We start from the raw sequence: 13,589 nt of genomic DNA, 5'->3' as shown, positions 1-13,589 counted from the left end.
GTAAGTTGCCCTACCGCCGTATGTCGTTGTTATTCTGCTGGCACTTTGAGTGGTGCGCCTTGCCCTTGGAGCGTCACGCTGTACGTCGCGACATCATCGTATGGTGCTTCGATTGGAAACTCTGTGACGATGACTGACCCTTCGTAGGCTTTCCCGCTTGGGTACTTGTACCGGACGAGCAAAGATTCCTTGTTCATAAACGCGTTGATCAATGCGTCGTGCGTCGCGTCGTCTTCTGTGAAAATCCCGTCACCCTCGATGTTCCATGATGAGATGCCGTAATCTTCGAATGACCAACCGTCGCTATCTTTCGACGTGAGGTCGATTGTGTCTGTCTCGAAGTTGATCGTACCGCCGCGCTGTCCGCCGACCTTCGTGTAAGCCGGAACTTCCGGCGTGCCTGTGTTTACCATGATTAAAAAGTCGATTCCTCGTGCCATGATCAAATCACTCCCTTAATAATTTTAAAGCGGACACGCAGAACGCCATGATAGGTGTTCACGTCTCCGCTGTATGATGTGATATTCGTACCTTCTTGTAAGACTGTCTGAAACTCGGGGCGCTGCACGATTACCGAATGTCCTTCACGCAGTGGTAACGGATCGCGCAAGGCGTCCTCCATCTTCGCGAGTAGTTTCATCGCTTCCGCTTTCCCCTTTGCTTCTGACCACGCATGAAGCGTGACCGTCGGCTCGAGCCCGTCAAAATCTTTTGCGTCAAACAAGACGCCTGTGTATTCACCGATCGTGACGTACGGCAAGGCAGTCCCTTGAGCGACGTAATCGAACACCGGTACACCGACCAGTGCCTTGAGTCGCGTCAAGAGCGCCACCTGTAATTCGTATAAGATGCCATTCATTCCATCACCGCCCGGCGAATCGCGGCGTTAAAGACAGGTGCTTCTTCTTCAGCAGCGGGTAGCATGTAGGGTTGCGCTGGCATTTTCCGCGTCCCATACTCCACGAATGGTGCATGTTCAACGGTCGGTGTCACGTTCCCCTCATACCCACCACCCGATACTTTGCCTTTGATACTCGACCGTAATTGCCCCGTGTCGACAGGCGCCAGTCGTTTCGCGCCGCTCTCAATCGCCATCGTAGAGGTTTGCACCGCTACTTTGACATTATTCTTGGTCGCATTATCATAGTTGCGGAGGCGACTAAGCGCGCGGGATATGTCGACATCCACCCGAATATTTGCCATCACTCCACCTCCTTGGCGTACAGGGCGAGTGTCTCGTCCAGTCCACCTTGCGAGATCAAGGCAGACACGCTGTATGTTTTGTCCTTGTGCCGTACCTTGATACGCTCGTCGAGGTCGTCCCGATAATCGATGTAGATGATGACGTTCGCATCTGCCGCTACCTTTTGGGCACGCTCGTACTCACTGCCACTCAACACATCGACATGGGCATCGATGAACTCGTCCGGTGGGCTATCTCCCGGAATGTAACTCCCTACCTCGTCATAACTCCCGCCAGTAGCCGGGAAGACGAGTGCAATCTCATGCGGTCTGAAATCAAACACGTTTCGTCACCTCGCCCGACATCGGCACAAAGCGGAACCTTCCCGAACCGCCACTGATCACGTTGTCGAGTTCCGTGCCGTACCATTTGAATACGTCCACTTGATCGTAGTTAAAGGAGACACTCCCACTCGATTGCGAGAGGACACCCGCCTTGATGGCATACATCTGTACAGCTTTCGCCAGTTGTAACTTGACTTGTGCGGATAGTTCGACCGTCTCCGCTAGCAACAAGCGGTCATAGGTAAACTCCACGAACAAAGGCAGGACGGCGTCGATATACGCATCGTGAGCCGTCCCTTTGATGTTGAGGAGTGCTTTGACTTGGTCTGTCGTCATCCAGTCACTCCCCTTCGAGGAGTTCGACCAATTCCGCTTTCTTCAAGTCGCTATATCCTTCTAACCCGCGTTCTTTCGCTTGTTCTTTCAATTCCGCGACAGTGAAATCGTGGAGGTCTACAAGTTCAGAAGATTCTTCCACTTCGTCCGGAAGGTCTTGATCTGACTCATCATTACCCAAGACCACTTCATCTGTTCCCTCTAAATCTTCACGTTCTTGCTCGTCTATTTCATCGTGCTCAATCTCTTTCGCGCGCATCTGCTTGTGTCGTCGTAATAACATTTTGTTTCACTCCTTATGGTGTGATTGTGACTTTTACCGCTTTTGATTCGTCACGGAGGTAGACTGCCGCGAACGTATCAGCTGCAAGGACTGTCGATTTCATGAGGATGTCACGGTCTGTCTCGACATCGACGTCAGATTGTAGGAAGACACCAAGCGCTTCGTCTTTGACAGCGTAAACTGTACCGGCAGCAACACGGTTTGATGGCACGAACTCCACGTCATAGACTTCTTTGATGAGTTTCCCGAAGTTGATGTCCGTCGAAAGCGCGCTTGCCCAGTCTGTCGGGTTGACGTAGAGGTACAACGTGCCTTCTTGGTCTTCACCGAACTTTGCGACGATTGTAGCGACTCCTGCGTTGTTGATGGCAGCCACCGTTTCCGTCGCTGTCGCTGTGTCGAGTGCCGCGAACTTGTCGACTTGCATTTTCGACTGAATCGCGAGGACGACTTGGTCCTCTGCTTCTCCGACTGGGTCACCGATGCCGCTGTTGACGGCGCGGTCTGTGAGTTCGACAGCCTTACCATATTGATTAATTGGCACTTTCGCCGTGCTTTGTGAGAGCAACGCAGGAACGAGTGGTGTCCCTTCGATCATTTCGATTGCATCACCGATGTAGGCGTATTTCGGAAGCGTGATTTCGTCGCCTTTCGCACCGGCAGGGAGGTTATCCATGCGCACGATCGGGTCGAGCACCAATTTGTTTACGAGTTTTGCTTGGACGCCTTCGGCAAAGATTTGACCTTTGACGAGGTTTGCTGATGTTGTGAGTGCCATGTGTTAGGACCTTCTTTCGTCATTTTTTATTTTTAAGTGCTTCATACGCGGCAGGGTCGCTCTCTTGCAAGGCAACGCGTTCGCCATATGACATTTCTGCGATGGACTTCTTGGTGAGGGTACTTGGACTCCGGTGCTTCGGATTGCGACCGCCGAGTTGTTCCTCGACCTTCTTGGCCGCCAGTGTTTCCGCGAGTGCCAAAATCGTGTCTGCTTTTGCGTCGATGGCTTGCGGGTCGTCGTCCATAATGAGCGTCTCAAATGATTCTGCGAGGTCAGCCGGGATGCTTTTCGTCGCGATGACGCGGGCCGCGTAGTGTTTGTTCGTCGCTCGTTTAAGTTCGAGTTCCTGACGCTCTTTCTCTGCCGCCCATTCTGCTTTTTCCTGCTCCACTTTCGCACGCTCATACTCGTATTTCTCTGATTCACTCATTTGCGAGGTCTTCAGTTTGTCGAGTTCGGCTTGCGATTCTTTCAGCTTCTTCGTGTAGCCTGTCCGGACTTTATCCGTCTCGCTTTGGACCATCTTCGCGATCATCTGCTCGATTTCGGGTGTGAGTGCCACCGATTCAGCTGGCGTTTCATGTGGTGGTTGTTCCAGGTTCGGTGTTTCCTCTTGCGTTTCGACTGTTTCTTCTGCTTGCTTTTCCATGTGTACTCTCCTATCGAGTTTGCCGCGTCCTCCGCCCCTCGAAAGTTGCAGACGTGACACCCTCACGTATTGGGTCATTCAGGTGGTGTATCTTCTTCCGGTACTGGTTCGCCGTTCTCACGCCGCACGTACAGGCGACGGATCGTCAGCGACTTGCCCTCTTCCATCTGCGTGGGCGTGTAAACAAAGTCATCGGGTCGTTCCTGTTCTTCCATGCGAATCACTCCAATCTCGACGCGTACCAGTCTTTGTATGTCGTCTTGCCGTCGAATAGATCGTTCGGACTGCGTGCATCGTCGTATTCCGAGCGTCCACGGCGACTGCCGGGCGTCCTGTCCACGAAGTTGGTCACGGTTGTACAACGGCATCGGATGACGTCACTCGCCCCGAGCATCGGATCACCGGGGTAACGTCCCTTTGACCCACCGGGCAGCGAGAAGTAGCCGTCCGCGTCTTGCGTCTTGCCATCCATTGCGCGGTGCCGTTGCCGTGTCCGTTTGTCGAGTGTCGCGAGCCATGCCGTCTCAAATACCAAACCGTCCGTTTTCGCTTGCTCTCTGCGGTCATAGGAAGCGGTCTCGTAGGCGCGGTGCGTCTCCGTCCATGCGACGAGTACCGAGCGCGCTTGGTCTTTGCCGAGCGTCTCCTTGATGCGCTTCGCCGCCTTGACGTAGCTTTCGCCCTGTACGAGCGAATAGGACAACGCCTGCCGCATCTGATTGACCGCAAGTCGTTGATTGTTCCCTAACCGTTCATCTAGCACTAGACCAGTCAACGATTCACTTATCATGGCTCGGACCGCTTTTTCGTTGACACCACCGAAGCCAAGCAACCGCTGAGAAGCCATCTCCAATTTGTATTGCTGTTCGAAATAGCCTTGAACGTAGGATGATTCCATTGATTGATATAGGTACTTCTGGTTGTTTTTGTAGAGCGTCGCCAGGATCTCACTTAACTCCTGTTCAATCTTGGATAAGCGGTTGTACCGCGTCATGTCGGCTAAGGTCAGTTCACCACCACTAGAAAACTTTTCATACATTCCGGCGATGACGGTCTGAATATCCTTGTACGAATCGCGGTACAGTTCTTTGATGCGTTGCTCGATTTGTTTCTCCGTCGGTGCGAAGGGTGCTTGTTTCGGCTGCAACATGGCATCACTCCGTCACGAATTGACTGGCGGCATCGACAGGTGCATCGGGTACCGCGTCATCCGTCGCGTCTTGATTCGTGTCAATCTCATTTGACCCCATGAACGCCTTGTCTTGCTGTTCCTGCTGCATCTGTTCGAGTTCCTCTTTCGGGTTGTCGATGGCAGAGAATAGACCGAGTCGCGTCTCTTCCGATACCAGTCCAGCGAGTGTCTGTTGCACTTGCGCCTCGTTGAGCAGGTCGAGCGGGAAGTTTTCCGTGAACTCGAGGTACACGTTCAGCGGATCGAACGCATTCCCACGCAATCCCCATACGTTAGCGAGTGCCGTGAACATCTGTAATGTCCCACTCTCGAACTTCCGCTGGAACGTCGTGACTTTGGCATTGAACGGGAACAGCTGGAACTTGAGTGCGACGCCACTGGAATTGCCTGTGAACGCCTCGTCCCGTAAGTTCGGTGTCTTCGTAAAGCGATAGAAGTCGCTGACAAGATGCGTGAGTAGATTCTGCCGTGCCGTGTCGTTGATGTCCTTCGTGATGAAGTAGACCTTTCCACCTGCCGGGACCATGAATGCTCCGTTTGCTCGTGCCTCTGCCAAGTCTTCCGATGAAATCTGCCCACCTTCGAACGCCATGTATGCCAAGCGTTGTGCCGTATCTTCCGACAGCGAGTTTGACAGCACCTCGTCGATGCCGTCGATGATTGGCAGCACCTTATCGCAATCGCCCTGCAACTCCGAATTGTTCGGGTAGCCGATGAGCGGGACGGCTTGAAATACGTTCAGCTCGTCCTCGACTGGCGTGTATTCGCCATCCGTCTCAAGAAACGTCACGACCCGCTGTGCCGTATAGACGTCGACTTTCAAGTCCTCACCGTCTTGATACATGCGCAGACCAGCGGTTGGCTCTGTCAGTTCCCCGATGAAGATGCAGTCATATGACGGGACGTTCATGACCCGTTCGCGTAATTCCTCGTCGATGTAGAGCAAGCGGACGCCATAGCCTGTGATAGCCGACCATTTTGCCGTCTCACTGTCGAGATCTTGGATGCGATTCAAGCGGTTAAACCGTTTGAGTACATCGGTTGCCGCTTCTGCTTCTGGCATCTCGCTGTCATAGCTGTAGGCAATCGGGACACCCGCGAAATACCCAATCTTTAAATCGACCGCTTCGCTGATGTAGTCACCTGCGACGCGGCTGTCGAACGCCGTCTGAATCGGTAACTCTTTCGTCATCGCCGGGATAAACTTGCCATTTGCCTTGTACCGCTCATACATCGCTTTCATGTGCGTGCGGCGTGGTCCGAATACTTCGATGAGTTCTGCGACCAGTGCCCCGTCGAAATCATCTTCCTCGAATCGTTGCATATACTCTTGAAATGCCGTCTCCATGTCTTACCTCCTAGTACAGACGCACGGATGCCCCGAACGTCGTCAATGTCATATCGCCCTCTAGGGCGTATCGTGTGCTATCGATCGTGTGGTTGTCCTTGTCCTCCAGTCGAGGCAGGACGTTGCCGTCACGATCCGTTTTGTAGTCGATGCTCTCGAACTCGCGAGCAATGTTCGGCGTGCGTTGCGGGTCAATGACGATGGCAGTCAGTTCGTCGAGCCACTTCTCGCCATGCTCCACGCTACCTGGACCTTTCTTCGCACCGATGATGCGTCTTATGCCGAGTTCCCGTAGTTCCGCGATGGATTTCGGCTCACTGCTATCCGCGATGATGGTCTCACCGTCCCACCCCTTCGTGCGAATCATGTCCGCGAGTTGCCGGTTACTGATCTTGACGCCATAGATTTCCCCGACGGCATACAGGACGCGCTTGCGTTTATCAAAATGCCACGCCACGACCGATGCCGGGTCCGTCGCATATCCCCAGTCCAAGCCATACTTGATGTTGTCGAACACGCGGTATTCGTCGTCCGTGATCGTGCGGAACATGAGATTCGTGAACGGCACGACACCCGAACCAATCGGTTCCCCGAGATATTCCCAGCAGTAGCGGAGCGGATTGCGTGCTTTCATCGCCTCCGCTTCCTCGATGAACTGCTTCGAGATGTGCGGGTTATCTAGGTATGTCGAAGCATGAACGAACGTGTTAGCAGGCTGTAGGACACTCTCATACTTCTTGTTGACCCATGATTGCTTTCGTTTCGGCGGGTTATACGAGAAGAAGAATTTATAGAACAATCCGTTTCCTAATTCGCCACGCAGTAAAGAGTTGGTGATGGTCGTGATCTCGTCTTCTGTTTTGAATTCAGCAGCTTCTTCCACCCAACCAAACGCAAACGGGAAGTTCGCAGACTTTAAAGACTTGATCCGTTCCGGTTCCTGCGCACCACGAAACACCATGTAGTTCCCACGCGGGATATAGGTGATCCGCATCGGTGACTTGTTGACCTTGAACAGATGACTCACGTTCGATAGTTCAATGGCCCATTTCATTTGTTCAAAGATGGATAGTTCAATCGTGTTGTCAATCTTTCGAATGCCGATTGCATTAACGGGATAACGCATGAGCAACTGCGTCATGATGATGGCGATGTCCGAAGACTTACCGGACCCACGGCCACCCTTCTCGATGATGTTGAGGATGCTTGGGTCAATTGCCGCTTTCCAGCTATTGTGAAATGCTTTCGGTAACAATTCCGATAAACGAATCTGTTTCGTCATCCACCCTCGCCACCAATGTCATCGATGAACTGGACGCCCAATGCTCCCGTGATTTCCTGCCTGTCGATAGGTTTGAACCCCGTACGATCCAGAATATCCGACGCGGCGTTGTACCGCACCAGTTCGCTTTTCGCATTCAACAGGTCACGCATCGTTCGTAGTGCCGGTGAAGCCAACTCCCCTAGATACAAGCGCTCTTCCTGAAAACGGATTTCATCAAAGTCTTTCAATTGCTTCCATCTGGAAATCGTTGTTTCGTTGACGCCAATTTTTTTAGCGATTTCCTTTTGACTCATATTCGTACGAACCATTAACTGTATTGCCTTCGTCATGTTTTCATTAGCCAAAGTTAATCACCTCCAAAATCGGCATTTTTCTGCATTCATTTCATAGCGTGTTGCCTTACTTCACTTTCGCTGAATAGGTTCAAATTAAAGACTTCTCTTTTGAATCGGTCTTTTAAACGAAGGAGCATTTTAGCCGCCTGTCTCTTATCGCTTTTCAACTCTGAGATCAAATAAAGATAGATTGCGTTGCGTATCATCATCACTGCCATTTTGTTATCGTCAGTAACATCTATCTCTTTTTGGTTTTCGGCGTCCACTAAACGAACGAATCTACTTTGTTCATCCGTCAACTCGATTTCCAACTTAGGTATAATGGTCACACCGTCTCCGCCCAATGTCTGGTTATAACCTTTTTTAAATGTCCCGAGCTTCTGAATCCAAGAGATCTCCTTCTGGATCAAATCATCCCTCGTTATAGCATCATCGATTTTCTGCACAGTGAAGTTCTCCGCACCATTCTTCCGGATTGCTTTTCCGATGTAACTGTCTGCTTTACAATGTTCTGCGAATCTCTTTTCAAGCGAACGCCCTGTAATCCCCACATACTGCTTTCCATTGATATTGTTGGTAATGCAATAAACGATTCCTTGTAATTCCATGATGCGTTCCCCCTCTCTCTTATGCTCTCCAGCCAACCGACTAGGGCTATCCCCATCGGCTCGTTGCAAGGCATAAAAAAAGACGCCGGTTAGGGCGCCTCATGTTCTCCCGCAAGTCCGAGCTTCGTTAAGTAAGCCGTCATCGCTTCGTCTACCGCTTTAATCTTCGCGACATCCAAGTCCGTGCAATATGCCACGTAATCGAACATCTCTTCCTCTTTCACAATCGGCATGCCGTTTGGCGCGTACTCCACTTTAAATGTAAATCGTTCTGCCATCTCAGTTCCCCCTCTTATTCCTTCACTCCAGGAGACTCGCCCCTGTCCAACTTCAACCGGTACACCATATGACTCTCGTTCTTCCTACGTCCATCGCAATCCTCAATGCAGATAATCGCTGTATCACTAAACAACGTGGTGATCACACCACTACGGTTCGGCAAATTTTTGTACGTCGTCTTCACACGGTCATGCAGTTTCAGCTTGGACATGTGCCTTGCTCCTTTCGTGTACTCCAAGCAAAGGATCGTGATGACCCACTGGTTGCAAGACACGAAAAAACCGCCTGACACCACGGCAGACGGTTTCTATTTCCTTTACGCTAAGGCAGGTGCTCGGACAAACTCACGCAATCCATATAACTACGCCAATAGTGTTACTACATACATTGCTCTAGCTTATCCTGCAAACAACGCACGACCACTCCGCCCTATTACGACGACTTGGAAGTCTTTGCTATGTGTGTGGCTGCGTCATGCGCTGTTGGCAAGGGATAAACGTGGAATCATGCAAGGGATGGATGACCCGTCGCTTATCCGTTGTGTACGGCCCACAGGAAAGGAGGAACGTGTGGATTTGTACAGTACAAGCATACCGCAGAAAAACGTGCTATCCCTCTCCAATTCCTTCATTTTTCCTTCACCTAAAAAGACGCCCTGAAGGACGCCTGCTCAATCTTCAAACGTTTCATCCGTCGTGGAAGGTCACATGCCCTCTTTCCAGTGTCCTTCCTTCCAATCAAGTTCGAATACACGCCATGGTGTTCCCACGTCCACTAAACCTTGCACTAAAAAGACGTAGAACCCATCATCATCTCCCCAAATCATAAGAGTGTCCTCATCATCTTTCGCCGTGAAAATCAGACTATGGTCGCGGTTGATTCGTTCGATCGCTTCTGTATATGTCATCCCGTTTCTCCTCCTCGTTTCGTCAATTCTACCTCATCCAACCACCGATAGACCACAGACTGGCTGACTCCGTACCGTGATCCGATCACCTTTGCCGTGAGATCGTCAAGGATGTACAACGTATAGAGCGTGTCCTCGTCCGGTGGATGTACCTTGCGTCGTTCGTGTACGCGTTGCTCCCATGACTTCACGATCCCTGCCTTGCCGAGCCAACGTTTGACGGTCGTCGGACTGACGCCGTATCGTGCCGCAATGTCCACTTGACGATAAGACTCCGTGATGTAGAGGCGCCACAGCGTCTTGTAGCCGGGTGATGGGACGTGTTTGCGGCGTGTCGTGTCTCCATTGCCTGCACGGATGATGCGGTAGATCGTGATGGTGCTGACGTCGTACCGTGCCGCGATGTCCCGCTGGTGCATGCCTTGCCGCCACAGCTGTAGGATGCGTGGATGTTCCGTTTGTGCTATCTTGCCCATGTACTCCCTCCTAGAATAACCTTTCCCGAAACTTTCTGAACGTTGTGTACTCACCATGTATTCACGTCGCAAACCACCCTCTCTTTTCAGGTGGTTCTTTCATCACTTGCAGTAGTTTTTTAAACTTTTTATAACTCATATTTAAATCTGTGTAGCAATTTTCAACCTCTTCAAACGGTCTAAGGTAATAGTCGAGTATTTCTTGACCTTCTTCTCGATCATCTAGGGTTCCCGTCACGTTATTTAAAAAATCTTCTTTCGTCATATTGACATGAGTAGGACAATCTACTGTTTTTGAAAATCTACAATATAGTCCGTTAGGTTGTCTTGCGATAAATGAACCCACGATATCCCTCCTAAAATAGCTTCTCCTGATAATCCCCTTGCGCAATCTCCCGTTCCATGCTCCGTCGGATTGCCTCGAAACGTGCCTCTTGTGCGTCGTCCCACTCGCCGTGTACCTCGACATCCCCTTGCATCACCCAAACGCGTGAGCGGCTGATGACGTGCCCCCGTTGCGGGTATTCGCTGTTCTTGCGGTGCTTGCCCCATGACGTGAAGTGAAGCGTATCGCCTTCGACATCCAACTTACCGAAAATCCGTTCCTGATCCCGCGTATAGGTCGCGGCGTGTTGTCCATCCTGCATCGTATCCCTCCAGTGGGGAGCTGCCTCCCCGTTCATCCATCGAAATCAAGGTTTTATTGGTCAGCCTTTTCGATATTCAATCCTAGTTCGGTCGCTAACCAGTTACCGGGAATATAATCCCATTCCTTAACTGATTTAAACGTGGAGTAATTCAATTCATTAATACGTTTTAGCTTTTCGATTTCTTGTTGTTGTTCGTTGGTTTTTGTAACGAGTTCATTCACCTTAGAAATCAGCTCGTTACAAACATTCGTCAAAGCCGCTACATCTTGTTTGGAGTTATGGAAAACACCGCCACCTTGCGAGCGTCTGATTCTTGTTTTTATTTCATTAATCATAAAATCACCCTCCTAAATTCAAACTTTTATTCGATATCATCAACAAAGTTAACTGAACCGTCGATGTTTTCCCAAACCCAATCGTTATAAGCTAATTGCAAAAACTCTTCTAAAGCGTCTCCTTGTTGACCCTCCCACCCTAGTTCTTCGAGAGTGAGGATTTCTTCTACGGTCGAACCAGTGCGATTAGTTTTAACCACAAACAGCACTTCTCTTGTTCCGTTAAATTCGCTCATTTTCGTTACCTCCCTATAAAATTTACTGTTTATCCCGACAAGCGCCGAGGAGCGAATGCCCCTCAGTACCCGTCTCCGAAATGGTCGTGAATGATGCCGAGTAACTTGTTTTTAATGCCGTAGTAGGTGTTCGTGCTGTAAATCTGCATCATCTGCATGACCGCCTCGTCCTTGCGAAAGTACCGCGGATCGTACAGCAGGTCCCACAACTCACGCTGTTGGTCATCGATCAGTTCCATGTAAATCCGGTGCAGGATGTTCAGCCGCATCGCAAGGACTTCGATTTCACTCTTCGCGATTGCGTGCCGTTCGACCTTACTGCTTGGCGCCTGGTGCGTCTGGACCTCACTCGGCACGTACCCCGGCGTCATCTTCGTCGCAGCAAGCTCTGCCATCGCGGTCTTGCTGGCAATCCGGCTAGGAAGCGTGAAATACTCCTTCAGGTGCTTCCCTGCTGCCTTGCGTTGCCCCTTATCCAGTCGTGTCTCGAATAGCCGCTCCTGCATCAGTAGGCCTCCATGATTCGAACGTAGTTACGTGCGTTTTTCTGCTCGTACATCCCGATGATGTCCGTCTCCGTGTAGCCCAGTCGCTCCAAGATCAGCGACCACGCCGCGAGCATGTGGTGTTTGCGTTGCCCCTGGAACATTTGCAGGTAGAGGGCGTCCATCGTCTCGCCGTTGCGCTCGAAACTCTGTCGGTCGAAGATGGCGAGGTCGTACTGATGGGCGTGCTGATTTTCCTTGTAGTCCGTCATGAGCAGCGAGCAATAAAAGTGCAGCCAGTCAATCGCTTCTTCTAACACTTTCTCCGGATCCATGCGCTTGTTCGACCAATACTTAAACGTTTTCGTCTCGTTGATCATCTCGCCGGCTTCGACGAGGAGTGAGATTTCACGTTTCGCGTGCAGGTCATACCGGAACTCATGCGGCGTGATGCCCTTGTCTTCGCAGATGTGGCGGTCAAGGACGACTTGCTTGGCACAGATGTCTTGGAGTGTCTGGAAGCTGATAATGAGCGGTTGCGGTTCTTGGTACGTCATATGTGTCGGCTCCTTCTATGTGTGGGATTTTCGTCGCGGTACTTCTTGATTTCGGCTACCTTCAGCCAGTGATGCACCGTCGCCGGGCTCACGTTGCATTCGTAGGCGATTTCCTCTTGCGTCAGGTCGTCAAGGATGTACTTCTCGTACAACTCGTCGTCCGTCAAGGTCCGAGAAACGTTCGTCTTGCGCGTCTTTTTACGATTCTTATACAGGTATTCTCCAATCGAGACCTTGCGCCATAAGTCACGCACGTCCAGCCCGATGGAATTCCCGTAGGCTTGATGAGATAGTTTCGTTCGCTTGTAGTCGAGATACAGGGCGATGAACTGCTCGTCCGTCTCGATCGGTAACGTGAGTTTGGTCGTTTCCATGATGATGCCTCCTAGTCATCTAGCTGATTGACGGGGTGATGAGTTCGTTTTCCTGGTTAATAATTTTCGTCGATCATGGTTTTTACAACATCCATTTGTTGGTGAGAAATCAACGTCTGCCGTTGACTGTAATCCAAGTTGTGCCATCCAGTGTGCACTTCTCCATTTTTGTGGTTAAATGCAATTATGACGTTATCGAGTTCGCCGTTATCAGCCATCTTAAGCAGTTCATGCAGTAGGTTGTGAACGGAATCTACTTTTCTGAGCGGTATAATTTTAGCCATCGTTCGCACTCCCTTAATTTGTTTGCACCGCATCCAACCAATCCACCGCGCATCCGTTCGTCGCCGCGATCTCCGTCCCGTGTGCCTCGAACGTCGAAAGCGGAATGCTCGCTCGGTTGCTGTATTTCGTCCAGCCGTCCCACGCGCTCAGGAAGGCGTCCGGCGGGAGCAGGTACATCTTGCCTATGTCGCTGAATCGAACGAGCAGGAAGGTGGTCGTTTGGAGCCTGTCGAGCGTGCGCATCGTCTCCACTTGGTGCGGCTTGATGTTCTTGAGCGGAAAGCTCTTGCCTTTCGTCTGCTTTGCTTCGAAGAAGATGCCTTTGCCTCCGTCAATCGTCCCGAAGTAGTCCAGTCCGTTCGCTTCGGCGTAGATGGTCTTGACGATCTTGCCTGCCTGCCCACGGATCGTCTTGACACTCGGCTCTGATTTGAACACGAGCGCCTTGCCTTGCAGCTTGTACACCTGATTCGCCTGTTCGATCATTTGCTCGAATTGCTTGCCTGCGGTTTGTGCGGTTCTCCCCATGGCTTCCAGCCTCCTTTTCGTAGTTCCTCGTATTCGTAAGCGATGAAATCCCCGTATTGCCAGACGCGCTCTGTACACCCGTCTCCGCGCTTTTCGATGCGGTAGAGGGTCTTGCCTCTCAGCAGGTGCGTCC

At 51.1% G+C, this 13,589-nt stretch carries 26 protein-coding genes; all 26 read right to left on the bottom strand.

Going from position 1 to position 13,589, the window contains the following annotated elements; genetic code table 11:
* Positions 1-29: 29 nt before the first annotated feature.
* On the bottom strand, positions 30-440 hold the full coding sequence (locus KNQ02_RS06390) for a phage tail tube protein (protein WP_214807624.1): 411 nt from the start codon (positions 438-440) through the stop codon (positions 30-32).
* Positions 441-442: 2 nt separating this feature from the next.
* Complete coding sequence (locus KNQ02_RS06385) at positions 443-859, bottom strand: DUF3168 domain-containing protein (RefSeq protein ID WP_214807621.1); 417 nt, start codon at positions 857-859, stop codon at positions 443-445.
* The gene (locus KNQ02_RS06380; protein ID WP_214807617.1) at positions 856-1,203 is read right to left on the bottom strand and encodes an HK97-gp10 family putative phage morphogenesis protein; all 348 of its coding nucleotides are present in this window, start codon (positions 1,201-1,203) and stop codon (positions 856-858) included. Before KNQ02_RS06380 ends, KNQ02_RS06385 begins: the two co-directional genes overlap by 4 nt.
* Entirely contained in the window at positions 1,203-1,526 is a 324-nt protein-coding gene (locus tag KNQ02_RS15800) for a phage head closure protein (RefSeq protein ID WP_214807614.1), read from the bottom strand. The genes KNQ02_RS06380 and KNQ02_RS15800 overlap by 1 nt, the downstream gene beginning before the upstream one ends.
* On the bottom strand, positions 1,519-1,863 hold the full coding sequence (locus KNQ02_RS06370; protein WP_029333037.1) for a head-tail connector protein: 345 nt from the start codon (positions 1,861-1,863) through the stop codon (positions 1,519-1,521). Before KNQ02_RS06370 ends, KNQ02_RS15800 begins: the two co-directional genes overlap by 8 nt.
* Before the next feature lie 4 nt (positions 1,864-1,867).
* Positions 1,868-2,146 carry a Rho termination factor N-terminal domain-containing protein gene (locus KNQ02_RS06365; RefSeq protein ID WP_051667408.1) on the bottom strand — a complete coding sequence of 93 codons (279 nt, stop codon included), beginning with the start codon at positions 2,144-2,146 and terminating at the stop codon, positions 1,868-1,870.
* A gap of 13 nt (positions 2,147-2,159) precedes the next feature.
* Entirely contained in the window at positions 2,160-2,924 is a 765-nt protein-coding gene (locus tag KNQ02_RS06360; protein WP_214807610.1) for a phage major capsid protein, read from the bottom strand.
* A 19-nt stretch (positions 2,925-2,943) separates the two neighbouring features.
* Positions 2,944-3,576, bottom strand: a complete 633-nt coding sequence (locus tag KNQ02_RS06355) for a capsid assembly scaffolding protein Gp46 family protein (RefSeq protein WP_214807607.1) — start codon at positions 3,574-3,576, stop codon at positions 2,944-2,946.
* A 74-nt stretch (positions 3,577-3,650) separates the two neighbouring features.
* Positions 3,651-3,791 carry a hypothetical protein gene (locus tag KNQ02_RS06350; RefSeq protein ID WP_214807602.1) on the bottom strand — a complete coding sequence of 47 codons (141 nt, stop codon included), beginning with the start codon at positions 3,789-3,791 and terminating at the stop codon, positions 3,651-3,653.
* Positions 3,792-3,796: 5 nt separating this feature from the next.
* Entirely contained in the window at positions 3,797-4,726 is a 930-nt protein-coding gene (locus tag KNQ02_RS06345) for a phage minor head protein (protein WP_214807599.1), read from the bottom strand.
* 4 nt (positions 4,727-4,730) lie between these two features.
* Positions 4,731-6,116 (bottom strand): phage portal protein, encoded by a 1,386-nt coding sequence (locus KNQ02_RS06340; protein ID WP_214807595.1) that lies wholly within the window; start codon positions 6,114-6,116, stop codon positions 4,731-4,733.
* 10 nt (positions 6,117-6,126) lie between these two features.
* Positions 6,127-7,398 carry a PBSX family phage terminase large subunit gene (locus tag KNQ02_RS06335; protein WP_214807591.1) on the bottom strand — a complete coding sequence of 424 codons (1,272 nt, stop codon included), beginning with the start codon at positions 7,396-7,398 and terminating at the stop codon, positions 6,127-6,129.
* Complete coding sequence (locus KNQ02_RS06330) at positions 7,395-7,745, bottom strand: phBC6A51 family helix-turn-helix protein (protein ID WP_251135037.1); 351 nt, start codon at positions 7,743-7,745, stop codon at positions 7,395-7,397. The genes KNQ02_RS06335 and KNQ02_RS06330 overlap by 4 nt, the downstream gene beginning before the upstream one ends.
* A 35-nt stretch (positions 7,746-7,780) precedes the next feature.
* Complete coding sequence (locus KNQ02_RS06325; RefSeq protein ID WP_214807588.1) at positions 7,781-8,344, bottom strand: GIY-YIG nuclease family protein; 564 nt, start codon at positions 8,342-8,344, stop codon at positions 7,781-7,783.
* A gap of 89 nt (positions 8,345-8,433) precedes the next feature.
* Positions 8,434-8,622 carry a hypothetical protein gene (locus KNQ02_RS06320; protein ID WP_214807585.1) on the bottom strand — a complete coding sequence of 63 codons (189 nt, stop codon included), beginning with the start codon at positions 8,620-8,622 and terminating at the stop codon, positions 8,434-8,436.
* Positions 8,623-9,326: 704 nt separating this feature from the next.
* Positions 9,327-9,530 (bottom strand): hypothetical protein, encoded by a 204-nt coding sequence (locus KNQ02_RS06315; RefSeq protein WP_214807582.1) that lies wholly within the window; start codon positions 9,528-9,530, stop codon positions 9,327-9,329.
* Positions 9,527-10,006 (bottom strand): helix-turn-helix domain-containing protein, encoded by a 480-nt coding sequence (locus KNQ02_RS06310; RefSeq protein WP_214807578.1) that lies wholly within the window; start codon positions 10,004-10,006, stop codon positions 9,527-9,529. Before KNQ02_RS06310 ends, KNQ02_RS06315 begins: the two co-directional genes overlap by 4 nt.
* Before the next feature lie 61 nt (positions 10,007-10,067).
* A complete protein-coding gene (locus KNQ02_RS06305; RefSeq protein ID WP_214807575.1) occupies positions 10,068-10,352 on the bottom strand; it encodes a hypothetical protein in 285 nt (94 codons plus the stop codon).
* A gap of 10 nt (positions 10,353-10,362) precedes the next feature.
* Positions 10,363-10,653 (bottom strand): hypothetical protein, encoded by a 291-nt coding sequence (locus tag KNQ02_RS06300; RefSeq protein ID WP_214807571.1) that lies wholly within the window; start codon positions 10,651-10,653, stop codon positions 10,363-10,365.
* Between the two features lie 53 nt (positions 10,654-10,706).
* Positions 10,707-10,991: a hypothetical protein gene (locus KNQ02_RS06295; protein WP_214807568.1), complete on the bottom strand. Its 285-nt coding sequence runs from the start codon at positions 10,989-10,991 to the stop codon at positions 10,707-10,709.
* Between the two features lie 26 nt (positions 10,992-11,017).
* The gene (locus tag KNQ02_RS06290; RefSeq protein WP_214807566.1) at positions 11,018-11,227 is read right to left on the bottom strand and encodes a DUF7167 family protein; all 210 of its coding nucleotides are present in this window, start codon (positions 11,225-11,227) and stop codon (positions 11,018-11,020) included.
* Positions 11,228-11,289: 62 nt separating this feature from the next.
* Entirely contained in the window at positions 11,290-11,733 is a 444-nt protein-coding gene (locus KNQ02_RS06285) for a hypothetical protein (protein WP_214807563.1), read from the bottom strand.
* Positions 11,733-12,269, bottom strand: a complete 537-nt coding sequence (locus KNQ02_RS06280; protein ID WP_214807560.1) for a dUTP diphosphatase — start codon at positions 12,267-12,269, stop codon at positions 11,733-11,735. The genes KNQ02_RS06285 and KNQ02_RS06280 overlap by 1 nt, the downstream gene beginning before the upstream one ends.
* Positions 12,266-12,643, bottom strand: coding sequence for a hypothetical protein (locus tag KNQ02_RS06275; protein ID WP_029333023.1), 378 nt, complete (start codon positions 12,641-12,643; stop codon positions 12,266-12,268). Before KNQ02_RS06275 ends, KNQ02_RS06280 begins: the two co-directional genes overlap by 4 nt.
* Positions 12,644-12,699: 56 nt before the next feature.
* Positions 12,700-12,927 (bottom strand): hypothetical protein, encoded by a 228-nt coding sequence (locus KNQ02_RS06270; protein WP_029333022.1) that lies wholly within the window; start codon positions 12,925-12,927, stop codon positions 12,700-12,702.
* A 13-nt stretch (positions 12,928-12,940) separates the two neighbouring features.
* On the bottom strand, positions 12,941-13,456 hold the full coding sequence (locus tag KNQ02_RS06265) for a Holliday junction resolvase RecU (protein ID WP_214807557.1): 516 nt from the start codon (positions 13,454-13,456) through the stop codon (positions 12,941-12,943).
* Between the last annotated feature and the right edge of the window lie 133 nt (positions 13,457-13,589).

The sequence above is a fragment of the Exiguobacterium sp. s102 genome (assembly GCF_018618635.1).
In the GTDB taxonomy this organism is placed as follows: domain Bacteria; phylum Bacillota; class Bacilli; order Exiguobacteriales; family Exiguobacteriaceae; genus Exiguobacterium_A; species Exiguobacterium_A oxidotolerans.
Note: the sequence above shows the minus strand (reverse complement) of the source record. Positions and strands in the feature narration are given on the sequence as shown.

Excerpts from the sequence above, each read along its gene's own strand:
- KNQ02_RS06390 (WP_214807624.1), bottom strand. The coding sequence starts at position 440 with ATGGCACGAGGAATCGACTTTTTAATCATGGTAAACACAGGCACGCCG.
- KNQ02_RS06385 (WP_214807621.1), bottom strand. The coding sequence starts at position 859 with ATGAATGGCATCTTATACGAATTACAGGTGGCGCTCTTGACGCGACTC.
- KNQ02_RS06380 (WP_214807617.1), bottom strand. The coding sequence starts at position 1,203 with ATGGCAAATATTCGGGTGGATGTCGACATATCCCGCGCGCTTAGTCGC.
- KNQ02_RS06370 (WP_029333037.1), bottom strand. The coding sequence starts at position 1,863 with ATGACGACAGACCAAGTCAAAGCACTCCTCAACATCAAAGGGACGGCT.
- KNQ02_RS06365 (WP_051667408.1), bottom strand. The coding sequence starts at position 2,146 with ATGTTATTACGACGACACAAGCAGATGCGCGCGAAAGAGATTGAGCAC.
- KNQ02_RS06360 (WP_214807610.1), bottom strand. The coding sequence starts at position 2,924 with ATGGCACTCACAACATCAGCAAACCTCGTCAAAGGTCAAATCTTTGCC.
- KNQ02_RS06355 (WP_214807607.1), bottom strand. The coding sequence starts at position 3,576 with ATGGAAAAGCAAGCAGAAGAAACAGTCGAAACGCAAGAGGAAACACCG.
- KNQ02_RS06350 (WP_214807602.1), bottom strand. The coding sequence starts at position 3,791 with ATGGAAGAACAGGAACGACCCGATGACTTTGTTTACACGCCCACGCAG.
- KNQ02_RS06345 (WP_214807599.1), bottom strand. The coding sequence starts at position 4,726 with ATGTTGCAGCCGAAACAAGCACCCTTCGCACCGACGGAGAAACAAATC.
- KNQ02_RS06340 (WP_214807595.1), bottom strand. The coding sequence starts at position 6,116 with ATGGAGACGGCATTTCAAGAGTATATGCAACGATTCGAGGAAGATGAT.
- KNQ02_RS06335 (WP_214807591.1), bottom strand. The coding sequence starts at position 7,398 with ATGACGAAACAGATTCGTTTATCGGAATTGTTACCGAAAGCATTTCAC.
- KNQ02_RS06325 (WP_214807588.1), bottom strand. The coding sequence starts at position 8,344 with ATGGAATTACAAGGAATCGTTTATTGCATTACCAACAATATCAATGGA.
- KNQ02_RS06320 (WP_214807585.1), bottom strand. The coding sequence starts at position 8,622 with ATGGCAGAACGATTTACATTTAAAGTGGAGTACGCGCCAAACGGCATG.
- KNQ02_RS06315 (WP_214807582.1), bottom strand. The coding sequence starts at position 9,530 with ATGACATATACAGAAGCGATCGAACGAATCAACCGCGACCATAGTCTG.
- KNQ02_RS06310 (WP_214807578.1), bottom strand. The coding sequence starts at position 10,006 with ATGGGCAAGATAGCACAAACGGAACATCCACGCATCCTACAGCTGTGG.
- KNQ02_RS06300 (WP_214807571.1), bottom strand. The coding sequence starts at position 10,653 with ATGCAGGATGGACAACACGCCGCGACCTATACGCGGGATCAGGAACGG.
- KNQ02_RS06295 (WP_214807568.1), bottom strand. The coding sequence starts at position 10,991 with ATGATTAATGAAATAAAAACAAGAATCAGACGCTCGCAAGGTGGCGGT.
- KNQ02_RS06290 (WP_214807566.1), bottom strand. The coding sequence starts at position 11,227 with ATGAGCGAATTTAACGGAACAAGAGAAGTGCTGTTTGTGGTTAAAACT.
- KNQ02_RS06285 (WP_214807563.1), bottom strand. The coding sequence starts at position 11,733 with ATGCAGGAGCGGCTATTCGAGACACGACTGGATAAGGGGCAACGCAAG.
- KNQ02_RS06280 (WP_214807560.1), bottom strand. The coding sequence starts at position 12,269 with ATGACGTACCAAGAACCGCAACCGCTCATTATCAGCTTCCAGACACTC.
- KNQ02_RS06275 (WP_029333023.1), bottom strand. The coding sequence starts at position 12,643 with ATGGAAACGACCAAACTCACGTTACCGATCGAGACGGACGAGCAGTTC.
- KNQ02_RS06270 (WP_029333022.1), bottom strand. The coding sequence starts at position 12,927 with ATGGCTAAAATTATACCGCTCAGAAAAGTAGATTCCGTTCACAACCTA.
- KNQ02_RS06265 (WP_214807557.1), bottom strand. The coding sequence starts at position 13,456 with ATGGGGAGAACCGCACAAACCGCAGGCAAGCAATTCGAGCAAATGATC.